Source organism: Clostridium puniceum, from assembly GCF_002006345.1.
In the GTDB taxonomy this organism is placed as follows: Bacteria; Bacillota; Clostridia; order Clostridiales; family Clostridiaceae; genus Clostridium; species Clostridium puniceum.
In genome coordinates this window covers 1-8,958 of sequence record NZ_LZZM01000029.1, presented here as the reverse complement: position 1 = coordinate 8,958, position 8,958 = coordinate 1, and the positions used below count along the sequence as shown (strand labels likewise).

Below are 8,958 nucleotides of genomic sequence, written 5' to 3'. Positions count from 1 at the left end.
TCTTTAAAAGTTTGGTTGGTATTAGAGTTGCTGTACAAAATTTCATTGAAACAATAAATAAAGTTCCTACACGAACAATAGACAGGCTATGTATTAAGATGTAGAAACTTTATTAGAACTTATATATACAATGCTTGAAAACTTATTACCTAAATGCTCTATTACATATAATAAAGAAACATTAAATGAGTTTCAAAGGGCAAAAGATGAAGCATTTACTAAAGCTGATGGAACTAAAACATTGGCACAAAAGTTCTTGAATTGGAATAAAGAATGGACAGGAGAAAAAATATATATATCAGAAATTAGAACTAAATGTGAAATAAATAGTGAAGAATGGAAAAATGTTAAAAAGAATAAGACGGTTAAGGCAATACTTGAAAAATGTACAAGAGTTAGAGAAGGAAAAGAATATTATTTAGTTGGAAATTAAAAGTTAGGTAGGTATAGAATCATATATATATTATATATAGTTTTATACCTACCTAAATGTTTAATATTATCATTTTGGTGGATAAAAGTCAATGCAAAAATAAATAAGTAAATAAAATTCATATTTTAAAATAAATTATATACTGTATATGGTATATAAGAAGACGAATAAATACTATATATAGATGAAATTATTATAAATAAGTCAAATAGGCTTAACTTTTTTATTGTTGAATTAGAAAAAGTTAAATAAAGTCAACAAACCGTTTTTTCTTTTGCCATAGTGGCTTTCTTTTTGTCGGCTAGGCTATAAGGATGGTTGGTTGAGGTTTACCGAAACCCCAGCGTTATAGGTTGGTTGATACAAAAAGAAAAGAACGTCTATATGAAAGGATAAAAAGATTAAATGAAATTAAGAACGTATCGAGAATTTTTAGATAAGCTATAAAAGATGACTCCTGTTCAGTACAGAAATCATCTCCTAATAAAGTAGAAATTCTAAATTTTAAAAATCTATAAAGGTTTATTGAAAATGTATTATATTTATAAATTAATTAAATCTTTAAACAAATTTACTATACTTATCGATTGATAACATTAATAACATCATATTATACTCTTTATGCCAGTTTGTCTATCTATGCTATAACGACGTAATCCACGTTGTTCGAATACTATTCTAGTATTATCAGTCATATCGGAGCGAATGTAATATGGATACTTTATATCTAAACCATCATAATAAGTAATAGTATAGTCTTTTGCAGTATAAAAATCAAATATATGGAATTTTTTATGTTCGCCAGGTTTGTCACCCGAGAACATTTGATAGTTTAGATTGGCTGTTGTCATTACTCCATCTTGAAAATTCATTGAGTTTTTTGGAAACCATGTACCAAAATATCCATTATGATATTCATTAGAAGTCAAAAATTCATCGTCGTATATTAAATAAACGTCATCGTCACCTAATTGAGTAAGTGTTAGCTTATAATAATTATGAGCATAACCTAAATTATCTGTACAAGAAGTAAGATATTCAGAACTAGAAGGAGAAGTATGGTTATAAGCCTCTGTACCTACATAATCATATGGGTTAGTGTACGGAGTATTATTTTTAGGGTTATGCTTAATTTTTGACCATACTTCATCAATAGAAATATTATTAGGTGTTGGTGTGTTTTTTGGAGGTGTTATACGTGTAGAAGCTGTGACAACAATATCAGAACCAACCCAATTAGACCAAGCTCCATGAGAATCACTTACTCTAACCATTATTAGATAAGTGCCGGGATCTTTAAATTTTACTATGCAAGAATTATCACCTTTAAGTAAAGCATAATCATAGAGTAGATGAGTTTCTCCATCTATTATTATTAAACTTTGTACATTTTTTAGTGAATCATTCGTATCGTTATCTTTTGATTTAGCCCAACTAAAGAAAAATTCTGTATCTGTATTTCCACTTAATGCAGAATAATTAAGAACGCATTGAGGTCTAGTATTATTGTCTGTTGGTTCAACAGATATAGTCATACTCCATTCATCAGACCATACATTATGGTCATTCATGCATTTAAATTTCAATATATATTGACCCGGTGTTTTAAATTGAGTGGCGAATCCAATATTACCTGTTAATGTTCCTATAATAGAGTCACTTACACCGGGAGTTCCATCAATATTCACATTAGTGATTTGATATCCATTTGGGTCATAAGTATAATTTTCTCCATTATAAGACCATAACCATCCAATTTGAGTATCTGTAGTGATTTGTCCATTTTTTAAAGATGCTGGATTTAAAATAGCGTATCTTAGTTGAGCAATTGGCTTAGCAGTGACAGCAGGAGATGTGGTAGTTTCTACAGTAGAAGATGTGTCTATATTTGCAATGCTTGTAATACTGTTACTTTTTATAAAGTTTGTTTTTTCTTCAGTTGACTTCTGTAGACTACTTAATAAAGCGTTATTTACATCAGTTTTAATGGGCTCTCCTTTTTGTATGCTACTATCAACAATTTTTTTTGATGTTAATAAATCATCTGATTTATTTTGTGTTACTACGTTTGTGTCGCTTAAGAGTTTTTGATAGTCACTATTTTGATCAGAACTATTGCTAAGAGTTTTTGTGAAAGTGGTAAATTCTTCGCTTGATGAATTAACATTACTATTTGCAAATGCTACACTTGATGGTAGACATAAAAACATAGTTAATGTAATTCCTAAAAATTTTTTTAACATAAAAATCCCCCTTTTATTAAAAAATGAGTTGAGAAAAATATTTTGTTTCCAATTAATCTCAATTACATACTTATAATACAACTATAAAATAGAGAATTCAAGGGAATATTGTAAAAAATTAATAAATGATGATATGTATTAATGAAAATTAGAATTAAAAGATTGGAAGGTTCGACATAGTAATAGTAGGTAATTATAATTTATTAAATCTTGACACAGTTGGTAGAAGATAAAGAAATTTTTAATGTAAGTAGCTTTATAAATAAAAATTCAAAGTGGGAAGCTAATAAATATTTAAGTAAAAATAATATGTATTTTGTATTAAGAGATAGATTAGGTTAATAAGATCTAGTCTATTTTTATGCTTAAAATGAAAGGAGGATTACATAAATTGAATAAAAAGATTTTAGATTTAGTTAACTTAGATATAGATAAAGAATTAGAAAATATTCAAGAAGATGATAAAGCAGCAAAGGAAATTATTAAATCTTATTGTAATAATAATGGTAATAAATTGGACTATGATATGCAATTAGATTTAATTGAAATGCTAGTAGATGTTAATAAAAGAAAAGTAAAATTAGCTAAATTATTAAATGAATTAAAAATTGGATTTAGTTATAGTTATTTAAGAGATGAAAAAGGATATAAGTACATTATTGTTAGAGTGTAAGAGGTTATGGTTCGCATACCTGCTCACCAAACCTGTTGTTCTGGAAAGGAGATGATAACAAATTGAATATAAATAATTATGGAAAAGTAGAAGATTATGAAACATATGGATCATTAGATTCAATTGAGGATAGTATTAAATTATTAAAAATTGATACAGAAATAACTGAGGAAGATGAAAAGAGACTGATAGAAGAGCATGAACCTTACCAAAATAAGAATATTAGAATTACATGGGCTATAAAAGAGGATTATGACGATTCATTTACAGGAGTAATACTTGTTGATAAAAATGATAATGTGATTTATAGAATAGGATATTAAAAATGAATACAGAAATCAAGTCTACTTATTAATTAGGTAGGCTTTTTTGTTATGCATAAAAATAAATAAAGGAGATGTGTACTATGATAAATAAAGATTTAGAAAAGAAACTAAAAAAGAACATGGAATTTAGTGAAAAATTATGCGAGGTTTTAAATAATTATGTTAAAAATGATTCTATAACTTATTCTGCAATTGTAAGTAATGAAGATATTGGAGTAAGACAAATATTAGATACTAGAGGATTACATTATAATGATATGTTTTTTAAAGATGAAATTATAAATAAATGTAGTTTGGCTCAAATAATAGAGTTTGTATGGCTGAATTTGGGTAGAGGAGAATATTGTTCAGTAGTTCCGACACCAGAGGAAATTAGTATTTATGATAAATTAAAAGATAATGATTGGCTAAATGAAGATATTTGGATTAATGAAGGTTCTTTATACATAAATAATGAGGAATTTTACATAGAAGATATTGAAAAAATTAAAATAGATAAAGATATCATTGAATTGCAATTTCAAGATGAAAATGAAAAGTGGTGCAAAGTAAGCGTAAAGCGTGGATTAAAGGTTGAAATGGAAGAGATTAAGAAAAATAAAATGATACCATTCAATATTATATTTAATGATGAAGAAGAGGAACAATTTGTAAGAGACATTAAAATATTAAATTCAGCAAATAAAATAGAACAAGCACAAGTTAAAGCAGTTAATAATATAGAAAATAAATATAAAAACATGGGAAAAGATGTGCAAGATATTTTCAAAGTTATAAATAAAGACGCAGAAACCTTAGCCAAATCTAGTATAAAGATGGATGTTGGTGGTGGTTCTAATTCAAATAAAAACACTAAAGATAGTTTGTTAGGGGGAATTTTTTCAGGTGATAAAACCGAAAATGTTCTAGGTGGAATATTAAGTGGAAATCTTACTAGAATATTAGGTAGTTTATCTATTGTTGGAGCTGGATTAACAGGAGTAAAAAAAATATTAGATACTATAAATGGATGGACACAACAAGGTTTTAATGCTATTAATTCATTGTCAGGAAATTTATTAAGTTATCAAGGATTAAAAGAGGGATTGCAAAGTGCTGGACAATTTGAAACCAATAGGGTTGCTATGGACGTATTATATGGAAATAATCCAGTAATAGGACAAAAATATTATGCTATGGGAACAAAATTAGCTAAAGATACTCCATATTCTGAGAGAGAAGTTGGTGAACTACAAAAGAAATTAGCAGGAGCAAAAGTAAATTATAAAAAAGAAGATTTAATGACATTATTGGATATTGCTTCTATAAAACCAGAACTTGGAGCTTCGCATGTTGGCTTTAGTATAGTTGATGCAATGGGTGGAAGAAGTACTTCTCTAAAAACAAATTATATGCTTGATAATAAAGAAATTAATAAATATTTACAATCTTTAAGTAAAAGTAAAAACATTGAGGATAGGGCTAATTCTAAAAAATGGAAAGATGCTTTTAATAAAACTGGTACAGTAAATAATAAACAAGAATATTTAGACTTACTAATTGATTATGTAAAACACGAAACAAAATATAGTGGACTAACTGAAAGGTATTCTAAAACCATGAATGGGTTAATGGATAGAATTCAAGGGAACTGGGAAACTGTCTTAGCAGATTTACTAGGAGTAGATGCAAACAATACAGGGATGGCTAAGAATGGAATAAATGTATTTAATTCAGTCAAAAAGTTTTTAGATTATATGGATAATTGGCTAAGTAGTTCAAATGCTTCTATTATGTTTGATAAATTAGGAACAGGATTAGGAAAAGCAGTAGATTCGGTTGCAAAAGCAATAGAAAACTTTATTGATAAAATAAAATGGAATGAAGTAGGTAGTGTGCTAGAAAAAATGGGAGATTCAGTTGCTAAAATAGTTAATACCTTAGCTTCTAGTCCAGCATTTGTCAAATTATTAGATACATTACCGGATATGTTGGAAAGAATATTAAATAGTAAAGCTATAGAACTGGTAACAACAGCAAATCAAACAAAAGATGTGGCTAATAAAAACCCCTTTGCGGCAGTGGTGGATGGCGGTTATGGTTGGTGGATAAAATCAATGAACAATAGCGGTGTTTTAAGTCCTAAAGAAGCTAGTAATGTAATTTCATCTTCTAATGATAATAGTTTGGGATTTTCTGATAATATATCAAAAAACTTTTCAGAATTAGGAATGTATTTGCATAATGGTGTAACATATGGTATTGCTACAGGTGCTTGGGATAGTCATTATTTAACTGACGCAAATGCTAGTACTTATTTAGCACAAAATCCTAATTTAGACGATAATCAAAGAAATCAAATAAAAGATATTATGAATAATGACAATAAAACTATATACAATGTATCAATTAGTGAGGTAAAGACAGATAGTGCAGAGGATTTAATACTACAAATTCAAAATTTACAAAACAATCAAAAGTAAGGAGGTAAACAATGATTTTTAAAACTATAAATCCAAATAAAATTCTATTATCAAATCAAGGATATATGAAAATAAATGATATTGAAGTAGCAGAACTGAAAAACTTAGAAATCAAATTAATACCTGAAATGAGAGAAATAGTAATTTTAAACAGCGTAAGTAAAGGTAAAATGATAACTAGCATAAATGGAAGTATAACATTTGAATTAAATAAAATATATGGCAGATTTAAACCGACTATGCTCGAATGTGCTAGGTATGGTCAACTATTCTATTTTATTTTAGATGCAACTGTTAAAGCGCCAAAGAAACCAAATCATAAAAATAGAGAAGAAGAGACTATTTTTATAGGTAATTGTTGGCTAGAAGGAGATATGCCTTTGTTTGCTTTAAAATCTGAAACTGATTTTCTAACAGAAAAGTATCAAGCAGGATTTGAAATAGAAAGTGCCAGTTATGAAGAAATAATTGATGATAATTATGCTCAAGAACATGGAGATTGGGAATCTAATGGATTCTCATATATATAAATATGACAGTCGGAGGTAAAAATATAATGAAAGAATTTGATTTTAAATCTTATGCAGAGGAATTTGTTAAAAGACAAGAAAAATTTTTATTTGAAAGGTTAAGTGGTATTAATAATGAATATGTTGGCTTTAAGATTCAACTATCTTTACCAACAACAGATGCTAGTAAGTGGAATGAATTAACTTTTAAAGGTGAGTATCATTATTCATTTATAGGAGTTAATAATAAAGAAGATTTAGATAGATACCTAAAAGAAGGATATAACATATGTAAAAAAGAAAGTTTAGAAAAATTTAGATCATTGTAAGGCGAATATATTAAATTGAAGGTTAGATAGTTACTTGGCTATCTTTTTTATTTTGAGTTAAAAAATTTAGGAGGAAAAAGAAAATGAAGCAATTGATGCAATTGTATTAAAGTAAGTACATATAAGGTAAGGATATAGAAATATATTCTTGCCTAAATTTTTTCGATTTTATATTTAGTAGTAAGGATTAAGATTAAGTTATGGAATAATGATTTATAAAATATTCAGAGATACTACTGAAAATGATTCGTTTTGCATCATATTTCTTACAGATTAAAAAACAAATAAATCTTTTTCATCATAATAAATATCAACATATAATCATTATTTTGTAAGTATATTATTATTTGTCTATATTTTAATAATATATAATTTTATTGATTTGAAAAGGATTATATTTAATCTTGTAAAAAATTACTAAAATTCTTAGATATAAAGGAATTTGTATTACGATTTTGGTTGGAATTTACTAAGATTACAATTAGAATAAATATATAGAAAGAACGCGCGTTCATTTATTATTAAATAAAAGGGAGAAATGATAAATGAAAAATTACTTTAAAAAGTTTAGTATAATGTTTGTAATGTTATTGACTGTTATAGGTGTTGGATTAATTCAGAATGGAACAGCGGCTAATGCAGCTACAATTGGGCAGACGTTATCACAACCAGAAAATGGATGGAAAAGAATTGATTATACAAATAAAGACATTAAATACAACGGAAGTTGGATAGATCAGACTAAAGATAATGAAGGCATGGGAACGAAGGTATTAGGAGATAGTGTAGAATTTATTATGCATAGCAAAAATATAAGAATTATTGGTTTAGAGCACCCATACATGAGGTCATCTGTAGTTAATATTTCTATAGATGGTATTCCATATAATTTTAGTACTCGAAGCAATGCGCTAATACTAGACTGTCTTGAATTCGAAAAACTTAATTTACCGGGACAAACTCATAAAATAAAAATAACAAATATGGAAAATTTGTGGTACGAGTTCATAAATATAGATATAGATAAAGATGGGTATTTAGTAAATCTAAATGAGTCAATAACATTAGATAAATCATCTATGGATTTAAAAGTAGGAGATTCAAAACAATTAACAGCAACAACAACTCCAGCTGGTTTAGGTATAACTTGGACATCAAGTGATTCAAATGTTGCAGAGTATGATCTAGCAATAGGAAAGGTTATAGCAAAGGGTGTAGGAACTTGCACTATAACAGCGACTACTGTAAATGGTTTAACTGCCACATGTACTGTTACTGTGACTAAAGGTGATGAACCTCAGCCACCAGTAAATGGTGATGCTAATTTATTCATAGAATTAGTAGATGGACAAATAAAGAGTTATAGTGTATCTAATGATGAAATTGCTAAATTTAAGCAATGGTATATAGATAGAGATAGCACTAAATCAAACAAGCCATATTATGAATTTGCTAAAGGTACTTATAAGGACTATGTAATACATGATAAAATAGATTGGTTTGAAGTAAGATAATAAAATATTAAAGTTTATATAAGACACTTGCAGAATGAACTGCACCCTGTCAAGTAGACAGATGAAAAAATAAAAACTTATGCTGATAAGGTCTGATTTCGATATTCAATTGGAGTCAGACCTTTTAAATTTTTCTGTAACCTTTTTGTATTATAAAATACTATGTAGTCATCAATTGCTTGTCTCAATTCTTCATATGTATAAAATTTTTGCAAATAATACATCTCACATTTTAGAATTCCCCAAAAACCTTCCATTGGTCCGTTGGCGATACACCTACTGACACGTGACATGCTTTGAGTTGCTTTGATTTTATCAAGTTTAGCTTTGAAAGTTCTATTAGTATAATCGATTAAGAAAAAGGGATTTCTCCCTTTCCCTCATCTAAGAACCGTACGTGAGAGTTTCCAGCTCATACGGCTCAAGCATTTCTTCACCCTTTCGGGCGGCAACCAATGTATGCAGTTTT

10 protein-coding genes are annotated in these 8,958 nt (G+C 27.8%); 8 read left to right on the top strand and 2 right to left on the bottom strand.

What is annotated here, in order from left to right; translation table 11 throughout:
• Positions 1-130: 130 nt before the first annotated feature.
• Positions 131-433, top strand: coding sequence for a hypothetical protein (locus CLPUN_RS02545; protein ID WP_077845810.1), 303 nt, complete (start codon positions 131-133; stop codon positions 431-433).
• Positions 434-1,038: 605 nt separating this feature from the next.
• On the opposite strand, the gene CLPUN_RS02540 is transcribed toward CLPUN_RS02545, so the two are convergent.
• Entirely contained in the window at positions 1,039-2,676 is a 1,638-nt protein-coding gene (locus tag CLPUN_RS02540; protein WP_077845809.1) for a hypothetical protein, read from the bottom strand.
• A gap of 219 nt (positions 2,677-2,895) precedes the next feature.
• On the opposite strand from CLPUN_RS02540, the gene CLPUN_RS29085 reads away from it, so the two are divergent.
• The 7 genes from CLPUN_RS29085 (at position 2,896) to CLPUN_RS02510 (ending at position 8,489) form a co-directional block, all read left to right on the top strand.
• The gene (locus tag CLPUN_RS29085; protein WP_278281592.1) at positions 2,896-3,018 is read left to right on the top strand and encodes a hypothetical protein; all 123 of its coding nucleotides are present in this window, start codon (positions 2,896-2,898) and stop codon (positions 3,016-3,018) included.
• Positions 3,019-3,067: 49 nt separating this feature from the next.
• On the top strand, positions 3,068-3,349 hold the full coding sequence (locus CLPUN_RS02535; RefSeq protein WP_077845808.1) for a hypothetical protein: 282 nt from the start codon (positions 3,068-3,070) through the stop codon (positions 3,347-3,349).
• A 62-nt stretch (positions 3,350-3,411) separates the two neighbouring features.
• Positions 3,412-3,672, top strand: a complete 261-nt coding sequence (locus tag CLPUN_RS02530) for a hypothetical protein (protein WP_077845807.1) — start codon at positions 3,412-3,414, stop codon at positions 3,670-3,672.
• Positions 3,673-3,755: 83 nt separating this feature from the next.
• Entirely contained in the window at positions 3,756-6,137 is a 2,382-nt protein-coding gene (locus CLPUN_RS02525) for a hypothetical protein (protein WP_077845806.1), read from the top strand.
• An 11-nt stretch (positions 6,138-6,148) separates the two neighbouring features.
• Positions 6,149-6,667 carry a phage tail tube protein gene (locus CLPUN_RS02520; protein WP_077845805.1) on the top strand — a complete coding sequence of 173 codons (519 nt, stop codon included), beginning with the start codon at positions 6,149-6,151 and terminating at the stop codon, positions 6,665-6,667.
• Between the two features lie 26 nt (positions 6,668-6,693).
• Positions 6,694-6,975 carry a hypothetical protein gene (locus CLPUN_RS02515; RefSeq protein ID WP_077845804.1) on the top strand — a complete coding sequence of 94 codons (282 nt, stop codon included), beginning with the start codon at positions 6,694-6,696 and terminating at the stop codon, positions 6,973-6,975.
• 545 nt (positions 6,976-7,520) lie between these two features.
• A complete protein-coding gene (locus tag CLPUN_RS02510; RefSeq protein WP_077845803.1) occupies positions 7,521-8,489 on the top strand; it encodes an Ig-like domain-containing protein in 969 nt (322 codons plus the stop codon).
• A gap of 77 nt (positions 8,490-8,566) precedes the next feature.
• On the opposite strand, the gene CLPUN_RS02505 is transcribed toward CLPUN_RS02510, so the two are convergent.
• Positions 8,567-8,782 (bottom strand): IS3 family transposase, encoded by a 216-nt coding sequence (locus CLPUN_RS02505; protein ID WP_077845802.1) that lies wholly within the window; start codon positions 8,780-8,782, stop codon positions 8,567-8,569.
• Positions 8,783-8,958: the final 176 nt, after the last annotated feature.